Genomic DNA, 20711 nt, shown 5'->3' with positions numbered 1-20711 from the left:
ACGTATGAAAATACTTTCGACATAATGAACAAAATGTGAAATCTATGTGATTTTCATCACAGTTCACTATATTTACCTAATACTAGAATAGCGTTGTTCTAAAAGATTGCAACCCTTTCAGTACTTTTTATGCGATACTAGACCTATGGAAATCCATGTATTTCGTATTTTTTTAGAAAGGTGGTGTCCAAATCTTGAATCGAAAACTTTCGATGTTTTCAGCCTTCGTCACGTTTACGATGATGATCGTCTTACTGATGGGTGGGACAGTCACAAAAACGGATTCGGGAGATGGTTGCGGAACGGATTGGCCACTCTGTCACGGGGAACTCATTCCGACGAACCCAAGTGTTGAAACGATGATTGAATATAGTCACCGCGCTGTGACTGGAGTCGTTGGACTCTTAATCATCGCCTTATGTCTCTGGACGCTCGTTGCCTTCAAGGATCGATTAGATACGAAGATCTTTGCGTTTCTTGCTTTCATCTTCATGTTGATTCAATCGATCGTCGGTGCTGGAGCAGTCGTTTGGCAACAATCAGACCTCGTCATGGCGTTACATTTCGGAATCTCTTTGATTTCCTTTGCTTCGCTATTGATTTTGACACTGTTGATCATGGAGCGTCCGGGTCAGGAATTCAGGGAATCTGTCCCAGCATTCTTACGGAAGCTCTTGTACGGTCTACTCATCTATACGCTGATCGTCGTTTATACGGGTGCTTACGTACGCCACGTCGGGGCTACATATGCTTGCGTTGGTTGGCCTGTCTGTTCTCAACCTTCCATGACATTCGAAGCGTGGGTGCAGATGATTCACCGGATCATGGCAGGATTACTGTTCCTGTTCACCTTATTCGTCCATGTCGTTGCGATTCGCTTAAAGCATCGGACGACAACGATTGGTATGGCGTTCGCGACGTTCTTCATTTCGTGCCAAGTCGCCACTGGGGCTTGGATCGTTCTTGGTGGACATGCAACGTATGTGCCGTTACTCCACGCCTTCTTGATCACATGTTACTTCGGGGTCTTATCTTACTTGACGTACCATGCATTCCGAACACGTAAGGCAAATAGTCGTCTTCAATAAGGTCGTAAAAAAAGGATGTTCCTCAAGCGAGGAACATCCTTTTTTCATTATTTGAATCGAGCAATCGCACGCTTTCGCGCTTCGTCATGTGCGACGATTGGTTCTGGATAGCCATAATCCTTGCGTTGCTCAGCAGTCGGTTCATGAATATACTGCTTTGATAAATCCTTGATTTCCGTGACATACTTTCGAATGAACTCTCCATCCTTATCGAACTTCTTCGATTGAGTCGTCGGATTGAAGACGCGGAAGTACGGGACGGCATCCGTTCCGACTGATGCTGCCCATTGCCAACCCCCGATGTTTGATGCCGCTTCATAATCAACGAGTTTCTGCTGGAAATATCGTTCGCCTTTCTGCCAATCGACCAACAAGTCTTTTGTCAGGAAAGAAGCGACGATCATCCGTAGACGATTATGCATCCACCCCGTTTGATTCAATTGCCGCATCGCTGCATCAACGATCGGATAGCCCGTCTTGCCTTCACACCACGCCTTGAAGCCCGCTTCATCTTCTTCCCATTCGATTTCCCGATATTGCGTATTGACGGCTTGTCGTTTTGATTCCGGGAAATGCATTAAAATCATGTAATAGAATTCACGCCAGATGAGTTCGGTGATGAAGGTCTGTTTCCCTTTTGATTCTTTTGCCTCCTGAACAGCCGCATAGACGGTCCGAATGCCGACTTCTCCAGTCCGTAAATAGCGAGAAAGTAAACTCGTACCGTCGACAGCAGGAAAATCACGATTCTCTTCGTAATCTTCAAGCGATTGTTCGATGAATTTCTTCAAGCGTTGTTTCGCCTGCTTTTCACCAGGATGGAAGACGGCTTCCGACTCTGCCTTTTTAAAATAAGCGTTGATGAAACTATTATCGTGCTGACGCTTTTGATAATGATCCCGCAGCGTTTGCCATTTCACTTCATATGGTGCAGGAATATCTTTTTTCATGAATGCATTCTTATATGGCGTGAATACTTTATAGAACTTTCCATCTTGCTTTTTAATGTCATGTGGGTGAAGAAGATGTCGGTCTAGTAGTCGCTCCGTCTGACGATCTTTACGCTTTTTAATGATTTTTTCATCTCGCGTCTTGAATGGTTCGACATATTCCGCATTAAATAACAAAACGTCCGCATCACCAGTTGCGTCTAAGAAAGCCTGTTCATCGCCTTCGATGAAACGGATTGGCATCTCTTTCTCTTTGCAGGCATCAGAAAACATCTCGAGCGCTTGGAAGAAATATTGTTGCCGTGCTTCATATTCTCCGATGTAATCCGGATTGAGCCAAAAGACGAACTCGACCGTCGCCTTCGGATTTTCATTTAGTAATTCAACAGCACGTGCCAACATGTGGTTATCTTGTAATCGAAAATCACTTCGTACCCAACAAATAATGTTCAATCGTATCCTCTCCCACTACGTATTGAATGAAAAACAGGCAGCCCGCCGAGCGTGCGCCTGTTTTTCGTTGTGACCTTATACGAATTCAATCAGTAAGTCTTGACTTGCGATGGCTTCGCCTTCCTTGACGTGGACGGCTTTGATTTCACCGTCTTCCGGTGCTTGGATCGTCGTTTCCATCTTCATCGCTTCCGTGACGAGGAGTTGCTCTCCTTTACGGACACGTGTACCCGTCTCGACGAGTACCTTCAGCACGCTACCCGGCATTGATGCACCGATTTGTTTCGCATTGCTTCGATCTGCTTTTGGACGACTTGATGAACTTTCCTTAATACTGATGTCTTTGACTTCGACTTCACGAGGAACACCGTTCATCTCATAATAGATCGTCCGCATCCCATGATCGTCTGGCTGACCGATTTGAATCAACTTGAGGTAGAGTGTCTTGCCTCGTTCGATTTCAACCTCGATCGTCTCCCCTAGACGCATTCCATGGAAGAACGTATTCGTATCAAGAACAGAGATATCACCATATCGCGCGACATACGAACTGTAGTCCATGAAGACTTTTGGATAGAGCGCGTAAGCGAGTGCATCAAATTCTGTAACTGGACGTTCAAGTTTTTCGAACAACTCATGTTTGATCGCATCAAAATTGAGTGGTTCCATCATCTTACCTGGACGTTCTGTCAGCGGAGCAGCTCCCTTGAGAATAGCCTGTTGAACGTCTTGCGGGAAACCATCTGGTGGAGTTCCGAGCTCCCCTTTCATCAGTTCGACGACTGAATCCGGGAAATCAAGTCCACTTGCACGGTGCAAGACATCCTCTTCTGTCAGATGATGTTGAACCATGAAGAGTGCCATGTCTCCGACGACTTTTGACGATGGTGTGACTTTGACGATATCGCCAAACAGCATATTGACACGCGCATACATCTCTTTGACTTCAGACCAACGATCCGCAAGTCCAACCGCTTTTGCTTGTTGCTGTAAGTTCGAATACTGTCCACCCGGCATCTCATGGTCGTAGACCGTTGGATTCGGTGCGATCATATCGAGTTCGAATGCTTGATACAGATGACGCACGTCCTGCCAATAATCCGAAATCTGTTCAAACTTCTGTGCTGATACGAGCGGTTGACGTGGATGACCACTTAAGGCATGAATCAAGCTACCACCCGCTGGCTGACTCGTCAGTCCCGACATGCTTGATGCCGCGACGTCTACGACGTCGACACCTGCATCAATCGCACGCGCATACGTATAAATCCCGTTCCCACTCGCATCGTGTGTGTGGAGATGGATCGGTAGCGATACCGCATCTTTAAGTGCTGATACGAGCGCGTAGGCTGCCTCCGGTTTCAAGAGACCCGCCATATCCTTGATGGCAATGATATGAGCGCCGCTTTCTTCCAGTTGTTTCGCTAGATTGACGTAATACGGCAGGTGATATTTCGGTCGATTCGCATCGAATAAATCCCCTGTATAACAGACAGCTGCTTCCGCGATTTTACCTGTCGGCAAGACCGCATCGATGGCAAGTTGAATCGACTCCGGGTTGTTCAAGCTATCGAAGATTCGGAAGACGTCGACTCCTGCCTGCGCCGCTTCCTTGACGAACGTGTGAATGACATTGTCCGGATAGTTTTTGTAACCAACGCCGTTCGCACCACGAAGCAACATTTGAATGAGGACGTTCGGCATCTTTTCACGTAATTTCATCAGACGAACCCATGGATCCTCCGATAAGAATCGGTAGGCGACATCAAATGTCGCGCCTCCCCATGCTTCGACAGAGAACAGTTCAGGTAGCAGTTTCGCTTCCGCCTCTGCAATCGCAACGAGATCCTTCGTCCGCATCCGCGTCGCAAGGAGCGACTGATGGGCATCACGGAATGTCGTATCTGTCAACATAACGTTCTCCTGAGCTGCCAACCATTTTGCGACGGCTTCTGGACCTTCCGCATCGAGAATCGCTTTTGCACCTGGTGTATAGTCTGTCGGGAGATTTCTCGGAATCCGGACGTCACGCGCAAGCGGCTTGTCCAATTTTCCGATTCCCGGGAATCCATTGACGGAAACCTCTCCGATGTACGTCAAAAGTTTCGTTCCCCGGTCTTGACGTTTCGGGAAGATGAATAATTCTTGTGTATCATCAATGAACGATGTATTGTAATCCCCGCTGACGAACGCATGGTGCTTCAAGACGTTGCTTAAGAATGGGATATTCGTCTTGATCCCACGGATTCGGAATTCACTTAAGTTTCGACGCATCTTCGCAACGGCTTGATCGTATGTCAAACCATGCGTCGAGATTTTAACGAGCAGTGAGTCATAATATGGTGAAATTTCCGCTCCAACATAAGCATTCCCACCATCGAGACGTACACCAAAACCGCCTGGTGAACGATAGGCTTTAATTTTCCCTGTATCCGGCAAGAAACCGTTCTCCGGATCTTCTGACGTGATTCGGCTTTGGATCGCAAAACCAAGCATCTTAATGTCTTCTTGTTGCGGAATACCAACGAGGTCGCTATGTAACGATTCGCCTTCAGCAACACGGATTTGTGTCTGGACGATATCAACGCCCGTGATCATCTCCGTAATCGTGTGCTCGACTTGGACACGTGGGTTGACCTCGATGAAATAGAACGATTCATCTTGTGTCACGAGAAATTCGACCGTACCCGCATTTTCGTATCCGACATGCTTCATCAATGTGACGGCTGCGTCACAAATCTTTTGTCGACCTTCGTCTGATAGCGTCACACAAGGTGCCACTTCGACGACTTTTTGGTGACGACGCTGTACAGAACAATCACGTTCAAACAAGTGAATGATGTTCCCATGGGCGTCACCGATGATTTGAACTTCAATATGTTTTGGTCGTTCGATTAATTTTTCGACGTAAATCTCATCCGAACCAAATGCTTTCAAGGCTTCAGATTTCGCACGTTCGATCATGTCTGGAAGCTCTTCTTCTGTCCGGACGACACGCATACCGCGTCCACCACCGCCAAGCGATGCTTTGACCATGAGTGGATAGCCTGCTTCCTTTGCGAACGCATACGCTTCATCAATGGATGAGATCGGACCATCCGTTCCTGGAATGACAGGAAGACCGGCTTCAATCGCTGTCGTTCGTGCCCGTACTTTATCCCCGAACTTATACAGATGCTCTTCTTGCGGTCCGATGAAGATGATTCCTTCTTCACGGCAACGTTTGGCTAGCTCAATATTCTCAGAGAGGAATCCATAACCAGGATGGATCGCATCACATTCGGCTTTTTTCGCTGTTGCAATGATATCTTCAATATCGAGATAAGCTTCGATCGGTTTTTTCCCTTCTCCGATCCGGTACGCTTCATCGGCTTTATAGCGATGAAGAGAACCCATATCCTCTCGCGAATAAATGGCAACGGTACGAATACCGAGTTCTGTCGCTGCACGGAAAACGCGAATCGCGATCTCCCCGCGGTTTGCTACGAGAATCTTCTGGATTTTAGTCAACTGATGCTCCCCCTTTAGTTAATGAGCTTGTGGCACTCATCGAACGTGCAGTCCGCACTTCTTTCTGATAAGCCACTCGATATTTGTTTTGCATGGAAATGTTCGCCATTACACCAAGCATCGTACTCATGACGAGTAACGATGACCCACCGTAACTGATGAATGGCAAGGTAACACCTGTACCTGGAAACAGACCGGACATGGCCGCGATATTGATACATGTCTGGATGAAGATGATACCGGATATCCCGAGAGCGAGCATGCTCGAGTAAAGCGAGACACACCGATTAGCGATGACCGCACCTTGAATCATCAAGTAGAACAGTAGACCAAGCACGACGAGGACACCGACGAACCCGAGTTCCTCCGAGATGATCGACATGATGTAGTCGGTTTCAGGTTCAGGCAAATAACCATACTTCTGAAAGCTATTCCCGAGACCTACTCCGAATAATCCCCCGTGGGCAATCGATATGACGGAGTTGATGAGCTGATACCCCTTCCCTTCTGCGTCAAGGAAGGGATTCAAACTTGCTTGAATCCGTTGCATCTGATTATCCGAAAAATTATTCCATGCGTACAAGAAGATGATTGGTACGGTGACGACACATAACATGATGTAACCACTCGGTAATCCAACTGCGAATAAAATCATCGCCGTGATGAGTAACAGAATGAACAATCCGCCGTCATCCGGTTGCATGCGAATGATGATCGCGTAAGGTGCAAGTAATACAACCATCGGAATCAAGATCCAGTCCGAGAAACTAAGTAAAATCCGTCTTCCTGGAGACGTCGCTGGAATTTGACGATGGATGAAGTGATGGACGATCCCAATCACGCCGTCCATTTTCCCTTTGTGCTTTTGATCAAAATAACTCGCAAGTCCGACGACGAGCACGAATTTACAAAGCTCGATTGGTTGAATCAAGAAGATACCGAAGTTCAACCATGCGCGAGCCCCGTTTAGTGGTGCCGAAAACAGCGTCGCCATCAACATCAACCATGTAATCGCGTACAAGAGTAAACGAATCACTGGTCCACGGAACACCTCATGATTGATTTGTGAAACGAAAAGGAACAGCACGATCGCCATCGCATCAAACATCAACTGCTTCTCAAAGAAGGACGTATTCGCATAATCTCCACCGTTCCACACGCTCGCACTATAGACCATGACCGTACTGATCGCCATGAGGATGAGCATCGTAAAGAAGAGACCATAGTCAAAAAATGCTCGTTTTTCTTTAAACTTCGCTAACATATGTACACGTCCTTTTTTCATTTTCTAAAAAAAAATACCCAAACGCCGCATTTCACGTTTGAGTAGAAAATCAGCACGTCTCCGCATCATGTAAATCAGATAATTGCTGTTCAAGTGATTCGAGTAATTGTTTCCCCTCACCCGCATCAATCAGTTCAAGACGTACCGCAAAATCAATTTGACGGGATAATCCGAACATTTGTGTATCCAATACTTCCTCGTAAAGAGGACATTGTGGCATCGTTAAATTCGCAAGCTGGACCTCGATCAACCGGCGGATTTTTTGTGCATCCGCTTCTAGTAGCTCAAGAGCGCGCTGGCGATGAACTGTCTCGATTTCAGTTGACAATCCAATCCCTCCTCATGAAATGACGCGTTCCTGTTATAGCTAAACTTTACCTTACTTTCGCCAACAATTCAACGTTTCGGTATAATGGATTTGTTGGACTTACACATTTAGGGGGTAGAACAAATGATTTTTCCGATTAACGGTAAAGTACGACATCAGTTAACGATTGATCCGACAGTCTGGATCTTTGATGAACGAAAGGTGGAAATCGAGAAAATCGGTCAACCAGCCGACACAAGTGAACAAGAAGCGTACTACGCGAAAATGGGGGCTGCGTGGGATAAAGGCATCATGGAAGGCAGTCGTACGGATCACAATCGTCCGATGACACGTGCTGAAAAAGAAGCTGCGCTTCAAGGGTCATTCGCCATGGCGCTTGCGCCGTTCATCCGGAATGCCGAGCTCTTACCGGACGCGATCGCTATTCGTTTCGAAGGCGAAGAAACGGTCGAACTTCCACTTGAACAACTCGACGAAGTGTATCTGCAGTTCTCACAAGAAGGCAAAGTGTTAGCAGATGGACCCGTTCATCTGTTACACGGACAACGGATCGTCAAATCCGTTCATACGGTTACCGTCATATAAGGAAAACGTGGTGCGCCTGAATAGACGCACCACGTTTTTTCATAGTAAATCGGCTGCGAGGCGTGCCAAGTTCGAGCGCTCCCCTTTGACGAGTTTGACGTGTCCCGTCATCTTCTCATTTTTGAGTCGTTCTACAGCGTAGGATAGACCATTGGAATACTCATCTAGATACGGATGATCAATCTGTTGCGGATCCCCGACTAACACGATTTTCGAGTTTTCACCGACACGTGTCAAAATCGTCTTGACTTCATGTTTCGTCAAATTCTGCGCTTCATCGATGATGATGAATTGTCCCGGCATACTACGTCCCCGGATATACGTTAACGCTTCCAGTTGAATCGTCTTCATTCCGGCGAGAATGTTACCTAGTTCGTCTCCCGATCCCGTATTGAAAAGGTGTTCGAGGTTATCATAGATGGGTTGCATCCACGGACGAAGCTTCTCTTCCATTTCACCCGGCAAGTAGCCGATATCGTTTCCCATCGGTACGACAGGACGAGCAACGACCAGTTTTTTATATTTATGCTCGTCTTCCACTTGCAGGAGACCCGCAGCGAGTGCAAGTAACGTTTTTCCGGTACCTGCCTTACCAACGAGTGTCACGAGTGGTACATCGTCACGTAATAATAACTCAAATGCCATCCGTTGTTGAACGTTTCGTGGAATGACGCCCCAGACTTGATCGACATCGATCGAAAGTGCCCGAATGATTGGCAGGTTCTGATCAACGACGGCGATGGCTGAAGCTTTCGACATGTTACTTTTTAAGATGACGAACTCATTCGGTTGCAATTTTTCTGGCAAGACATCCACCGAAAGCCGTTTGTCCTGATAGAAGGCATCAATATATTCCTGATCGACGGTCACTTCGATGAATCCTGTATAAAGACCGGTCAAATCAGCGATATGATCCGTCATATAGTCTTCAGCGACTAATCCATACGCATCCGCTTTGACGCGGACTAAGATATCTTTTGAGACGAGAATGACATCTCGTGGGGTCGCTTCGGTTTGTTGTTCCTGATGAATCGACCACGCCAGTTCAATGATCTTATTATCGTTTGATTCATGCGTAAACGGCGAACCTTCATGAATGGAGTCCCCGATATCGACGCGAAGAATACCGCCGTTTCCGAGTGGCACTCCCGCATGAAGCTGACCCGTTTCTCGTAATTGGTCTAAAATGCGAGCTGTTTCTCGTGCATTACGTCCAACCTCATCCATGTTGCGTTTTTTTCCATCTAGTTCTTCTAGTACGATCGCTGGTATGACGACGTCGTGCTCCTGGAATTGGAATAGAGAAAGTGGATCGTGAAGCATGACATTAGTATCAAGTACGTATATTTTTTTCATTCCATCGTTCGCCCCTTTAGAGTCGAGTTTGTGATGAATGTTACGCTTTTAGGATGCGATGAACGAGTTGATCCAACCGTTCAGCTGCCTGTTCATCGTATGTTTTTTCGATAGTTGGTCGTTGTGTGACAGCTGCTCCGTAAAACAAGATGTCACGTACCTCCTCAACGCGTCCCTCATAAAAAGCGAGTGGCAACGGAAGGTCTTCTTGCGGCGTAAACGCCTTGACGTCCGTACATGTTAAGCTGTACGTCGACTGATCTGCAAAAAAGATCAATGTGAAGACCGGATGTTCTCGTAATGTTTTAACGAGATGAGAATCTGCTTCGATTGTAAAACGAATCGTTTGTGAATCCGTCGCATGTACCCAACTGATTGCATGTGTGATGGGCCAATGTTTGGATTGATCATGCGTAATCAAAAAAACGAGTGGTAATTGCGATAGTGCTTCTAGTTGACCTGAGTTGAGCTGTTGTTCAACTTTATTTGCCATGACATCACCCCCTCTACGACTTAGTGATGATATTTCGATATATACTTCTCGTTTCCCTTTTTTACATCTGAATAATCTTCTAATATGATATACTAAGAAAAAAAGGGAGGACCTGGCATGCGAGTGAAATGTACGATTTGCGATAAGCGTGAAACGATTGATGATTGGTCCTTCACGGCGAAGCGATTACGCAATAAACCTGTTCGTGTCCACATTTGTGATGAGTGTCGATCACGCGTAGAAGAACGGACACTTGAACGCCACGCTTCTGGACAATTTCATTTATACCCGACTTGGGAAACGAAACGAAAACACTGGTAAACAAAAGGTCTGCGGGGAAATTCCCTGACAGACCTTTTGTTGTTCATCGATTGATTCGAACGAGTCGATCATCATCTGCCGATGGATTCCCTCTTCCGTCCGTATTATTTGTAATATAGTAAATCGATGTCTCGTCAATCCAGACATCTCGAATCCGACCTTGATTTTCGACGATCGTCTTGACTTGCTTCGTCTCTAGATCGATGGTTTGTAATCGTTGTCCGACAAGTGTTGCAAAATAAAGTGTATCCTCTGCTGTTGCAACTCCACTTGGTGCAACAGATTGTTCTCCTACTTCATACCACGGCGTCACCAGTCCGTCTGCTTGCTCTTTCCCTTCAATCGTCGGCCATCCATAATTCTTTTGTTCGATTCGATTGATTTCATCGTGCCCACTTTGCCCATGTTCGCTTGCATACAGTTGATCATCGACGAAAACAAGTCCTTGTGGATTCCGGTGACCGAGACTGTAGACGTATCCTTTTTGATTCCCCTCGAACGGTTCTCCTTCAGATGTGATGCGTAAAATCTTTCCTGCCAATGAATCAATGTCTTGCGCCAGTTCAGGATTCGCTGCGTCTCCTGCTGTGACGTAGAGTGCGCCTTCAGGTCCCCATTCCAGCCGTCCACCGTTATGAATCGTCGCTCCGGGAATATCATCGAGTAAGACACGTTCTTCCGTCCACTGGTCACCCTCTTCTTTTATCGCGATGACGCGATTCGTCGCTTGTCCTTGTTTGGCGTACGTATGGTAGACGTATGCCGTCTTATTGTCCTTAAAATCAGGATCAAGTACCATTCCAAGCAATCCACCTTCTCCTTCAGCGAGGACATCCTCTTTCAGCTGAAGGCGCATCCGTTCATAATCATCTTTTTCTCCTTTGACAATCGTTCCTTCTCGTTCCGTGATGTAAAATACTTCTCCTTCTCGGACAATATTCCACGGAGCGTTTAGCTCTTTAAATACGACGCCTTCTTGCGCTTGAGATGATTGCGTCGCTTCTTGATCACCTGAATCCTGTTGATTGTTTTCTTGTGTCGGCTGATTCGTTTCCTCTGTTGACGATTCTTCTGACGTTTGTGTACACCCCATCAGGATACCCGCTAACAGTAGGGGTATGACATACCTTATTTTCACTGTTTTCTCCCCCTTTTAGTATCATTGTTCCCGCTACGCTTTAAATCATGCATCTGAATTGGCTCAAAAAAAAGAACGAACCTCCGAAGAGATTCGTTCTTTTGATTCATGACATGCTTCCGTCAAGAAGCTGTCCGTTCACGTTCACGCTTGACCATCCACATCCGGAAGCGATAAATACCAAGTACGAAGACCATCGCTAAGAGTACTTCAGGAATCGGCCATGTCCAGAAGACAAGCGTCAATGCTGCCGAGAAGACGGCGAGCAAGAGATAGACGATCAGTGATTTCCACCATGCTAGTTCCTTAGCAAATCCTAACTTAAAGACGACAAGTGTCAAGATGACGACGGTAATCATTAAAGGATAAAATCCCGCTTCGATGTTATTCGGATCACTTCCGATACCGAGAAGTTTCGCGATGAACGGAATATCGTATTTCGAGAAATCAGAAGCAACGGCAGCTTGTGCATTCATTGCCAGTCCCCCTATTCGTTCAAGACTTAATCTTTACCTAGACGACGACGTTTTTCTTGCTTTTCACGTTCGTTCTTATTCAAGACTTGTTTACGGAGACGAACCGATTGTGGTGTGATTTCACAGTACTCATCTTCATTCAAGAATGTCAACGACTCTTCAAGTGAGAAGACACGTGGACGTTTAAGAACGTTCGTTGAATCTTTTGCAGATGCACGCATGTTCGTTAATTGTTTTGCTTTAACGACGTTGACAGCGAGATCGACATCACGGTTACATTCGCCGATGATCATACCTTCGTATACTTCAATACCAGGCTCGATGAAGATCGTTCCGCGGTCTTCAAGAGCTGAGATCGCGTAAGCAGTTGCTTTACCTGTTTCGATTGAGACCATAACTCCACTACGACGTCCACCAATATCCGCTTGGATGAACGGACGGTATTCTTCGAATGTGTGGTTCATGATTCCGTATCCGCGTGTAGCAGAAAGGAATTCGTTACGGTAACCGATCAAACCACGTGAAGGAACGATGAATTCCATTTTTGTTTGACCGTTGTCCATTGTTTGCATGTTCGTCAATTCACCTTTGCGGAGACCGATCGATTCCATGACAGAACCTGTGTACTCTTCTGGTGTATCGATGACGACGCGTTCGAATGGCTCGACTTTGACGCCTTCTTCTTCTTTGATGATTACTTGCGGTTTCGATACTTGAATTTCGTATCCTTCACGGCGCATGTTTTCGATCAAGATCCCGAGGTGAAGTTCCCCACGACCAGAAACGATCCAGCGGTCCGGTGAGTCTGTGTTTTCGATGCGAAGTGAAACGTCTGTTTCGAGTTCTTTTTCAAGACGCTCTTCGATTTTACGTGAAGTAACGAGATCCCCTTCACGACCAGCGAATGGCGAGTTGTTGACGATGAATGTCATTTGAAGCGTTGGCTCATCGATACGTAATAATGGGAGTGGATCAACGTGTGAAGTCGGGCAAACCGTCTCACCGACGTTGATATCTTCCATACCAGCGATCGCAATCAAATCTCCAGCTTTTGCTGTTTCGATTTCGACACGTTTTAGACCGAAGTAACCGAACAACTTCGTAACACGGAAGTTCTTTGTTGAACCATCAAGTTTTGAAAGCGAAACGCTATCGCCAACTTTGATTTCTCCACGGAAGACACGACCGACACCGATCCGTCCGAGGTAGTTATCATAGTCAAGCATCGTCACTTGGAACTGAAGCGGCTCCAACGTGTTATCGACAGGTGCTGGTGTGTGCTCAAGAATTAAATCAAGAACGTTTGTGATTGTATCTTCTTGTTTTTCCAATTCAGGTTCGAATGAACTTGAGCCGTTGACTGCCGATGCATAAACGACTGGGAATTCGAGTTGATCTTCGTCAGCTCCGAGGTCGATCAAGAGATCCACGACTTCATCGACGACTTCAAGAGGACGGACCATCGGTTTGTCGATTTTGTTGACGACGACGATTGGTTGAAGTCCTTGCTCGAGTGCTTTTTTCAAAACGAAACGTGTTTGTGGCATACAGCCTTCACGTGCATCGACGACGAGGATGACGCCATCAACCATACGCATGATCCGCTCAACTTCTCCACCAAAATCGGCGTGTCCTGGCGTATCAACGATGTTGATGCGTGTGTTTTTGTAGTCAATTGCAGTGTTTTTTGCAAGAATCGTGATTCCACGTTCCCGCTCGATGTCATTTGAGTCCATTGCGCGTTCTTCGACTTGTTCGTTCGTACGGAACGTTCCAGACTGTTTTAAAAGCTCATCGACTAATGTTGTTTTACCATGGTCAACGTGGGCGATAATCGCAACGTTGCGTAAATCATTTCGTACTAATGTTGTCATAGGTGTGTACCTCTTTCTATTCATTTAAATAAATCTTATCATACTTTCGGTCAACTTTAAGAGTATAGCACAGGTAGAGTCCTAATTGGCAATGACTAAGATTCGACATCACTCCGAAAGCCTTTTCATTATCCTTCATTCACGCTACACTGTTAACGTACTCACGGGTAGAGGGGGAAAAAACATGCGCCTGCTATTTTTATTACTCGCCATGCTTGCCGTAGGATCCATGGCAGCCATCGGCATCTTCATCGCGGAACAAAACGTACCGATGACGATCGCCTCTGTCATCTTAATGATTGTTGCGATGGGTGCCGGGTTCGTTTTAAAGGCACGTTTACGAAAACAAGCATGAACAAAAAGGTTCCTTTCGTTCAAGACGAAAGAAACCTTTTTTCAATCCTCTTGTGTTTGTACGAATGTCAACACATCTTCAACGAATGTCTGGCTACCTGCTAGCACACTCGTTTGTTCGAGAAATGACATCGATTCACCTGTGATCGTTCCGACACGCCCACCGACCTCTTCAATCAACAACTGACCGGCTGCGTAATCCCAAGGCATATTACGCATCGTGATATACCCGTCAACACGCCCTGCAGCTGTCCATGCGAGTTCAAGTGATGCTGCACCGATTGCTCGTACACCTACCGCGTGTCGTACGAGTGGCGAAAGACGATCCGTATTGATTCGACGATTTGGTGTCACCCAGGTCGCGTTCATACAGATGATTGCTTCTTTAACACTCCGCTCCTCGATTTGTGGTAATCGTATGCCGTTTTGATAAGCACCATGCCCTTTGATGACATGGAACAACTCGTCCGCCATGACATCGTAGACGAATCCATAACGTAACTCACCATCTATCATGATCGCAATCGAGATGGCAAACATTCGTTTTTGACGGATAAAGTTCATCGTTCCATCAATCGGATCAACGAACCAGATCGTGCCTTCGAGTGTATCGGGTCGAGCGATTCGCCCTTCTTCCCCATAAATATGATGATTCGGATAGCGATCTAAAATACCTTGAATCAATAAATCCTCGACGGCTTGATCAATCTCTGTCACTAAATCGCTTTTTCCGGTTTTTTGTTCGACGTGATACGAACCATCAATTTTTTCGCGAATGTACTTTCCCGCTCGTTTGATCAAATCTATCGCATCCAACTCAATCTGCATTTGAGTTCACTCCTTCATCGTTGTTTCCAGCTTCTTCTATAGTAACAAAAAAAGAAAACCAGCGAACAATTCGCTGGTTGAAGAGTTGATATTTTATTATAAGGTAGAGATCGGAACGTTGAAATCAAGCTTCAAGACGTACCATCTCTTGACGATATTTTTCGAGGCGCTCTTTACTTGCACCAACAGCTTCTGCGTCACTTGCCACCATCGCATCGTGTAATGTAGCAAGCTCATAATCGATTTCGAGACGCAATACAGGAATGCGTTTTTCTGCATCTTTTCTCTTGTATGCTTCTATCACTTGTTTCACAGTAACCACACTCCTTCGCGGGATAAACAGAGGTTTAATTTGTCAGACAATTGCGACTTATTAGTGGATTGAATCTATAATAGTACGATTCAACTTAGATGTAAAGCATCTAATTTTAAAAAATACAGTTTCACATATTTGTAAGACCAACGTCTTGTATGTAGTATATAGCCGCTTCCTTTCCACTTTAAACAAATGTTGATCATTTCCCGCACATTTCCAGTCGGATTAAAAGATAAGACTCCTATACGATCGCATAGGAGTCTTATCTTCATGATCCAATTATTTCTTCATACGAACAATCGGTTCTTCCTGACGTTTCGCTTGTTGCATCGTCCGATAACTCGAGCAACCGGTCTCTTCCATATAAAACTGATCCCACTGTTTTTCCTCGGATTTCGAGGTGACGATTTGCTTGAATTCACGATACGCTTCGAGCAATCGTTGTCTTTCAACACCTGTCTCATACGCTTGCTCGACTAAATTAAAGAAGTCGATGACTTTCACGATTTCTTCAGTCGACCAATCGGAATTGAGCGGATAATTCAATGCCATCATTCCCACTTCCTTTCTGCACTTTTCTATTTTACACGGAAAAGAAGCATAAAACAGTTGCAACCGTCCGAAAACTTGTTATAGTTAGCTTGTTTGATTGTATTTTTATTCGGTTTTAAGGGGGGAAATCTGGTGCAAACAAAAAGCTTAACACAGCTCGATACACCTTTATTCGATGCGCTACTTGCGCATGCGAAACGTCAACCAATTCAATTTCATATTCCCGGTCATAAAAATGGTCAGGGAATGGATCCAGCCTTTCGATCGTTCATCGGTCAGAATGCGCTCGATATCGATTTAATCAATATCGCTCCCCTTGATGATCTCCATCATCCAAAGGCAATCATTAAAGAAGCTCATCAATTGGCAGCTCAAGCCTTCCATGCCGACGAAACGTTCTTTTCCGTACAAGGAACTTCAACGGCCATCATGGCGATGATCATGAGTGTCGTCGGACCTGATGATAAAATTCTCGTTCCTCGGAACGTGCATAAATCGGTGATGTCAGCTATCGTTCTTTCTGGTGCGCATCCGATTTTCATTCACCCTGAATTCGATGAGACATTCGGAATCGCGCACGGTATCACACCAAGCGCGGTAGAACGTGCCCTTGCACTTCATCCCGATACAAAAGCAGTTCTCGTCATCAACCCGACCTATTTCGGCGTTGCTGGTGACTTAGAGAGCATCGTCAAGCTTTCCCATAGTAAAGGTATTCCGGTACTCGTCGACGAAGCACACGGCGTGCATATCGCATTCCACGAAGATATGCCGTTGTCAGCGATGCAAGCAGGAGCTGATCTTGCCGCAACTAGCGTGCATAAACTCGGTGGCTCACTTACAGGAAGCTCTGTCCTGAACGTTCGTCGCGGACTTGTCTCTCCAGATAAAGTTCAAGCAGTGCTCTCGATGTTGACGACGACATCGACATCTTACCTGTTGCTCGCTTCTCTTGACTGCGCTCGGCGTCATCTTGCGATCAACGGTGAAGCGATGAATCGTCGGGCACTTGAACTTGCGACACGGATGCGCTTTGGATTAGCGAAGCTTCCTTATCTCGCCGTTTTCGGTGAGTCCGATCTGCATTCGAGTGCGACGTTCGCCTTTGATCCAACGAAAGTGCTTGTTTCCGTCAAAGGGCTTGGCATTTCTGGTCACCTCGTCGAAGAGTTCTTACGTGAAGAACATCGGATCGAAGTTGAACTTTCTGATTTGAACAACATTCTCGTCATCATCACGTCTGGTGACTCAGAAGAGACGATTGATGCCTTTCTACATGCGATGTCGTTACTTGTCGCACGTTATCAAAATAATGGCGCCGAGACGACTGATCATTCGATTGTTCTTCCAGACATCCCAGCGCTCGCTCTCAGTCCTCGTGATGCATTCTATGAAGAGACAGAGACGATTCCGTTGGTCGATGCGGTCGGGCGGATTTCGGCTGAATTCATGATGGTATATCCACCTGGTATTCCTATCTTCATCCCAGGCGAAATGATCACGGCAGACAACCTTGCCTATATTAAAGAAAACATCGAAGCCGGTCTTCCGGTTCAAGGTCTTGAGGATCATTCGCTTGAGACGATCAAAGTCATTCAACAATCGAATGCGATTCGGTGAAGACAAGATAAAGCAGTAATCCTTATTCAATGAGGATTACTGCTTTTTTTGTCATTTCATTCTGCGTATTCATCGTTTGGTGAACAAGGAATGAATGCTGCGAGTGCTTCACCGATTACTTCGACATCCTCTCGTTCAATCGCAAATGTACGAATTAAGACATCTCCATTCAACACATCCTGTTGATCGAGTAACGCTGACTGACCACCGGTTAAACTGACGACAAGTACTTTCCCGAAGAATTGTCCCGTACAGACGACAGCAAAATCATAGCGGGCGAGTGCAGTCGTCCAGCCGACAAAACGAACCTTATCCATTTCCGATACGTAATACAGCTCCTCTAAGGTAGTCACGGATTCCATGTGCGTCCACCCTCTCCGATTTTTACTTTTTCTTTTCCTTTTTTGTATCAAGACCAAACAAAAAAACACCTCATACACGGTCGGCTCCCCGTGTATGAGGTGTTTCGATATTATTTAATGATGTGGATTGGGCTACCGATTGCAACTTCAGCAGTTTCCATTGCGATTTCACCGAGTGATGGGTGCGCATGGATTGTGAGTGCGATATCTTCAGCTGTCATACCAGACTCGATTGCGAGTCCCATTTCAGCGATCATATCAGATGCGCCTGTACCTGCGATTTGCGCGCCGATCAAGAGACCATCTGATTTACGAGTGATCATTTTCAAGAAGCCGTCTGGCTCGTTGAGTGCAAGTGCACGACCATTCGCAGCGTAAGGGAATTTAGACGCGATGTAATCGAGTCCTTCTTCTTTCGCTTGTGCTTCCGTGTAACCGACTGTAGCGAGTTCTGGATCTGTGAAGACGACCGCTGGAATCGCGCTGTAGTCGAGGTATGCAGGGTGTCCTGCAGCTGCTTCAGCAGCAATTTTAGCTTCGAATGAAGCTTTGTGTGCAAGTGGTGGTCCTGGAACGATATCACCGATTGCGTAGATGTTTTCGTTTGAAGTACGGCACTGATCGTCGATTTCGACAAGACCACGGTCGCTGACTTTGACTTCTGCCATTTCAAGACCAAGATCACCAGTGTTCGGACGGCGACCGACAGTAACGAGGACGTAGTCCGCTTCAACTGTTTGTGCTTCACCGTTGACTTCGAATGTTACTTTAACGCCATCTTCCGACTCTTCTACACTTTGAGCAAGTGCTTCGTTGTGGATTGTGATGTTACCTTTTTGTTTGAGCTTTTTCTTAACGACTTGCGTCATAGCAGGCTCGAAACCAGAAAGGATGTCTTTTGTTCCTTCAAGAATGACGACTTCTGTATCGAAGTTCGCATACGCTGTACCAAGCTCCATCCCGATGTATCCGCCACCGATGACGATGAGTTTTTTCGGGATTTCAGGAAGGTTCAATGCGCCTGTTGAAGAAAGGACGCGTTTTGACCATTTGAAAGCTGGAAGTTCGATTGGAGTCGAACCTGTCGCGATGATACATTTCTTGAATTTGTAAGGAGTCGAAGAATCTTCGTTGATGATACGGACTGTATCTTCTGATTGGAAGTAAGCTTCCCCAACGACAGTCTCGACTTTGTTCCCTTTAAGAAGACCACTAACGCCGCCAGTCAATTTGTTGACGACAGATTGTTTCCAAGATTGAACTTTCGAGAAATCGACAGTTGCATTCTCAGAAGTGATCCCCATATCGCTTGCACCTTTAGCATGCTGGAAGTTATGTCCTGCAGTGATCAAGGCTTTTGATGGGATACATCCAACGTTTAAGCAAACACCGCCGACGTTTTCACGTTCAACGATTGTTACTTTCATACCGAGTTGCGCGCCGCGGATTGCAGCAACGTAACCACCAGGGCCAGCCCCGATTACGAGTAAATCTGTTTCTTGTGCGAATTCACCTACTACCATTGCTTATCCCTCCATGATGAGAAGTTGTGGGTCGTTCAATAGGCGTTTAACTAAGTTAAGCGCGTTTTGTGCAGTTGCACCATCGATGAGACGGTGGTCGAAGCTGAATGAAAGTGCAAGAACTGGTGCAGCAACGATTTCGCCGTTTTTAACGACTGCTTTTTCAGCGATACGGCCGATACCGAGGATTGCAACTTCTGGGTGGTTGATGACTGGTGTGAACCACTGACCGCCAGCAGAACCGATGTTAGTGATCGTGATTGATCCGCCTTTCATCTCTTCGCCAGAAAGTTTACCTTCGCGTGCTTTACCAGCAAGATCGTTGATGTCGTCAGCGAGTGAGAAGATCGATTTACGATCTGCATCTTTAACGACTGGTACGACAAGACCGTTGTCTGTATCTGCAGCGATACCGATGTTGAAGTAGTTTTTGTAGACGATTTCTTCGTTTACATCGTCGATTGATGCGTTGATTGCTGGGTATTTTTTAGCAGCAGCAGTCAATGCTTTTACGACGAACGGAAGGTAAGTCAATTTCGTACCTTGAGCAGCCGCAACTTCTTTGAAGTTTTTACGGAGTGCTACGAGGTTCGTAACATCGACTTCGTCCATGAGTGTTACGTGTGGAGCTGTATGTTTCGAGTTAACCATTGCTTTCGAAATCGCTTTACGGATTCCTTTGATTTTCTCGCGTGTTTCAAGTTCAGGTTGAGCAGCAACGTATGGCTTAACTTCTGTTTTTGGTGCAGAAGCAGCTGCAGCTGGTGCTTTTTCTTCTGTTGCTGGTGCTTCAGAAGTTTGACCACCGTTTGCGAATGCATCGATGTCTTCTTTGACGACACGACCGTTGTCTCCAGAACCTTGGACTTCACGGATGTCGACACCTTTTTCACGTGCATATTTACGGACAGATGGCATCGCGATGACGCGTTCTGATTTATGGATTTGAACCTCGTTTGGTTTGTCTTCCACTTTTTGATCCGTATCTTGAACGTCTTTTGCGTTGTCTTCAGCTTTTGGTTGCTCTGCTTCTTCAGAAGGAGCAGAACCTTCGCCTTCGACTTCGAAAGTGATGAGGACGTCGCCAACGACAGCTACGACACCTTCGTCAACTTTTACTTCTTTAACAGTACCATCAACTGGTGATGGGATTTCAACGACTGCTTTATCGTTTTGTACTTCAAGAAGAACGTCGTCTTCCTTGACAGTGTCGCCCGCTTTTACGAACCACTTTACGATTTCACCTTCATGAATACCCTCACCGATATCCGGCAATTTGAATTCAAATAAACCCATTTG

At 46.0% G+C, this 20711-nt stretch carries 20 protein-coding genes; 5 read left to right on the top strand and 15 right to left on the bottom strand.

Annotated features, from left to right (window positions below; translation table 11 throughout):
* The first annotated feature begins 194 nt into the window (after positions 1–194).
* The gene (locus KNQ06_RS04000) at positions 195–1088 is read left to right on the top strand and encodes a COX15/CtaA family protein (protein ID WP_023468831.1); all 894 of its coding nucleotides are present in this window, start codon (positions 195–197) and stop codon (positions 1086–1088) included.
* Positions 1089–1135: 47 nt separating this feature from the next.
* On the opposite strand, the gene KNQ06_RS03995 is transcribed toward KNQ06_RS04000, so the two are convergent.
* The 4 genes from KNQ06_RS03995 to KNQ06_RS03980 form a co-directional block, all read right to left on the bottom strand.
* Positions 1136–2491: a cryptochrome/photolyase family protein gene (locus KNQ06_RS03995; RefSeq protein ID WP_149427633.1), complete on the bottom strand. Its 1356-nt coding sequence runs from the start codon at positions 2489–2491 to the stop codon at positions 1136–1138.
* A 75-nt stretch (positions 2492–2566) separates the two neighbouring features.
* On the bottom strand, positions 2567–6001 hold the full coding sequence (locus KNQ06_RS03990) for a pyruvate carboxylase (RefSeq protein ID WP_149427634.1): 3435 nt from the start codon (positions 5999–6001) through the stop codon (positions 2567–2569).
* On the bottom strand, positions 5994–7265 hold the full coding sequence (locus KNQ06_RS03985; protein WP_149427635.1) for an FtsW/RodA/SpoVE family cell cycle protein: 1272 nt from the start codon (positions 7263–7265) through the stop codon (positions 5994–5996). The genes KNQ06_RS03990 and KNQ06_RS03985 overlap by 8 nt, the downstream gene beginning before the upstream one ends.
* A 70-nt stretch (positions 7266–7335) precedes the next feature.
* Entirely contained in the window at positions 7336–7614 is a 279-nt protein-coding gene (locus KNQ06_RS03980) for an Fpa/YlaN family protein (RefSeq protein WP_023468835.1), read from the bottom strand.
* A 123-nt stretch (positions 7615–7737) separates the two neighbouring features.
* On the opposite strand from KNQ06_RS03980, the gene KNQ06_RS03975 reads away from it, so the two are divergent.
* The gene (locus KNQ06_RS03975; RefSeq protein WP_215083907.1) at positions 7738–8199 is read left to right on the top strand and encodes a hypothetical protein; all 462 of its coding nucleotides are present in this window, start codon (positions 7738–7740) and stop codon (positions 8197–8199) included.
* A 39-nt stretch (positions 8200–8238) separates the two neighbouring features.
* On the opposite strand, the gene KNQ06_RS03970 is transcribed toward KNQ06_RS03975, so the two are convergent.
* Together KNQ06_RS03970 and KNQ06_RS03965 are read right to left on the bottom strand one after the other, a co-directional pair.
* Complete coding sequence (locus KNQ06_RS03970; RefSeq protein ID WP_215147383.1) at positions 8239–9555, bottom strand: PhoH family protein; 1317 nt, start codon at positions 9553–9555, stop codon at positions 8239–8241.
* A gap of 40 nt (positions 9556–9595) precedes the next feature.
* On the bottom strand, positions 9596–10048 hold the full coding sequence (locus tag KNQ06_RS03965; RefSeq protein WP_149427636.1) for a PNPOx family protein: 453 nt from the start codon (positions 10046–10048) through the stop codon (positions 9596–9598).
* A 117-nt stretch (positions 10049–10165) separates the two neighbouring features.
* Here KNQ06_RS03965 and KNQ06_RS03960 point away from each other — a divergent pair, with 117 nt between their 5' ends.
* On the top strand, positions 10166–10369 hold the full coding sequence (locus KNQ06_RS03960) for a YlaI family protein (protein WP_029342171.1): 204 nt from the start codon (positions 10166–10168) through the stop codon (positions 10367–10369).
* Positions 10370–10412: 43 nt separating this feature from the next.
* Here KNQ06_RS03960 and KNQ06_RS03955 read toward each other — a convergent pair whose 3' ends face one another.
* The 3 genes from KNQ06_RS03955 to typA all read right to left on the bottom strand — a co-directional run bounded on the left by KNQ06_RS03955 (position 10413) and on the right by typA (position 13857).
* A complete protein-coding gene (locus tag KNQ06_RS03955) occupies positions 10413–11507 on the bottom strand; it encodes a PQQ-dependent sugar dehydrogenase (RefSeq protein ID WP_149427637.1) in 1095 nt (364 codons plus the stop codon).
* A gap of 122 nt (positions 11508–11629) precedes the next feature.
* The gene (locus tag KNQ06_RS03950; RefSeq protein ID WP_023468841.1) at positions 11630–11983 is read right to left on the bottom strand and encodes a YlaH-like family protein; all 354 of its coding nucleotides are present in this window, start codon (positions 11981–11983) and stop codon (positions 11630–11632) included.
* Between the two features lie 26 nt (positions 11984–12009).
* On the bottom strand, positions 12010–13857 hold the full coding sequence (typA, locus tag KNQ06_RS03945; RefSeq protein ID WP_195864716.1) for a translational GTPase TypA: 1848 nt from the start codon (positions 13855–13857) through the stop codon (positions 12010–12012).
* 184 nt (positions 13858–14041) lie between these two features.
* Here typA and KNQ06_RS03940 point away from each other — a divergent pair, with 184 nt between their 5' ends.
* The gene (locus KNQ06_RS03940; protein WP_023468843.1) at positions 14042–14212 is read left to right on the top strand and encodes a DUF5325 family protein; all 171 of its coding nucleotides are present in this window, start codon (positions 14042–14044) and stop codon (positions 14210–14212) included.
* Positions 14213–14253: 41 nt separating this feature from the next.
* Here the strand turns inward: KNQ06_RS03940 and KNQ06_RS03935 are convergent, their stop codons facing one another.
* The 3 genes from KNQ06_RS03935 to KNQ06_RS03925 form a co-directional block, all read right to left on the bottom strand.
* The gene (locus tag KNQ06_RS03935; RefSeq protein ID WP_215147381.1) at positions 14254–15039 is read right to left on the bottom strand and encodes an inositol monophosphatase family protein; all 786 of its coding nucleotides are present in this window, start codon (positions 15037–15039) and stop codon (positions 14254–14256) included.
* 124 nt (positions 15040–15163) lie between these two features.
* The gene (locus tag KNQ06_RS03930) at positions 15164–15352 is read right to left on the bottom strand and encodes a hypothetical protein (protein ID WP_023468845.1); all 189 of its coding nucleotides are present in this window, start codon (positions 15350–15352) and stop codon (positions 15164–15166) included.
* Between the two features lie 282 nt (positions 15353–15634).
* Positions 15635–15907 (bottom strand): UPF0223 family protein, encoded by a 273-nt coding sequence (locus KNQ06_RS03925; RefSeq protein WP_023468846.1) that lies wholly within the window; start codon positions 15905–15907, stop codon positions 15635–15637.
* Positions 15908–16039: 132 nt separating this feature from the next.
* Here KNQ06_RS03925 and KNQ06_RS03920 point away from each other — a divergent pair, with 132 nt between their 5' ends.
* Positions 16040–17527: an aminotransferase class I/II-fold pyridoxal phosphate-dependent enzyme gene (locus KNQ06_RS03920; RefSeq protein ID WP_035406702.1), complete on the top strand. Its 1488-nt coding sequence runs from the start codon at positions 16040–16042 to the stop codon at positions 17525–17527.
* 56 nt (positions 17528–17583) lie between these two features.
* Here the strand turns inward: KNQ06_RS03920 and KNQ06_RS03915 are convergent, their stop codons facing one another.
* The 3 genes from KNQ06_RS03915 to KNQ06_RS03905 form a co-directional block, all read right to left on the bottom strand.
* Entirely contained in the window at positions 17584–17889 is a 306-nt protein-coding gene (locus KNQ06_RS03915) for an SAV0927 family protein (protein ID WP_023468848.1), read from the bottom strand.
* A 110-nt stretch (positions 17890–17999) separates the two neighbouring features.
* On the bottom strand, positions 18000–19412 hold the full coding sequence (gene lpdA / locus KNQ06_RS03910) for a dihydrolipoyl dehydrogenase (RefSeq protein WP_064299598.1): 1413 nt from the start codon (positions 19410–19412) through the stop codon (positions 18000–18002).
* 3 nt (positions 19413–19415) lie between these two features.
* Positions 19416–20708: a dihydrolipoamide acetyltransferase family protein gene (locus tag KNQ06_RS03905; protein WP_023468850.1), complete on the bottom strand. Its 1293-nt coding sequence runs from the start codon at positions 20706–20708 to the stop codon at positions 19416–19418.
* Positions 20709–20711: the final 3 nt, after the last annotated feature.

Source organism: Exiguobacterium sp. s91, assembly GCF_018618915.1.
GTDB classification, from domain to species: domain Bacteria; phylum Bacillota; class Bacilli; order Exiguobacteriales; family Exiguobacteriaceae; genus Exiguobacterium_A; species Exiguobacterium_A abrahamii.
This window is presented reverse-complemented; position numbering and strand designations above follow the sequence as displayed.